Genomic DNA, 866 nt, shown 5'->3' on the forward strand with positions numbered 1-866 from the left:
GAAGGTCTTTGTCGCCGCGTGTAAGGTAATCTTGTGCTGTCTTCAGTGGAATAGGCTTTGGGCTGTCTATATGATTGATTGCATTAGCAAAGTGGACAGAGTGATCGGGGTGACTTTGGGTAATTTGTGTAATCGGCTTAAAAAAACCAACTCTTACACCTATCTGGTCAAGCGCTCTGAGTAGGCCAAGGCTGACGGATGTTAAGCCGGCATTTTTAGCGGTTGGTGCAATAAAAAATGACTTAGACATATTAGACTTTCCTTAAATCTGTTCTCAAATATTCTAAGGGTTTGAGAGCATAATGGTTCGTTGCAATAGCTGGTAGAAGTGGCCGCATAGCATTTGTTATATTAGCGATAGAGTGTCTTCTACAATCATAGCTTCTTCGTCAGTTGGGATGACGAGTACCGGGATAGATTGGTCTTCATGAATAGAAAGCCCGTTGTAGCATTCGTTACGTGAAGAAGGCTGATTGTTTGCTGCATGGTTAATAGTAAAGCCGAAAATTGACAAGTGTTTGACAATATTTTGCCTAACGACAGCTGAGTTCTCGCCAATTCCACCGGTGAACACCAGTGCATCTATTTGTTCTAGTGAGGTCATCATGCCGGCCAGGTGTTTGGCCGCTCTAAAGCAAAATACCTCCAAAGCAAGTTTGCATTGGGTATGACCTTCATCTGCCTTCTCACAAATTGTGCGCATATCGTTGCTCAGCTCAGATATACCGAGTAAACCGCTTTGCTTGTTTAGGAGTTCGGATATCTCCTCGGGTGAGTAATTCTGACTGATTAGAAAGTCAAAAATACCTGGGTCGATGTCGCCAGATCGGGTGCCCATTACAAGCCCTTCAAGTGGGGTCATGCCC

1 protein-coding gene and 1 pseudogene are annotated in these 866 nt (G+C 44.2%); both read right to left on the reverse strand.

The features are described 5' to 3' along the window. On the reverse strand, positions 1–250 hold a 250-nt coding region (locus A3763_RS22640), incomplete at its 3' end, for an AAA family ATPase (RefSeq protein WP_156495271.1). A 96-nt stretch (positions 251–346) separates the two neighbouring features. Further along, positions 347–866: pseudogene (locus tag A3763_RS22645) on the reverse strand (acetate kinase); the annotation flags it as partial.

This window comes from Oleiphilus sp. HI0128 (genome assembly GCF_001635365.1).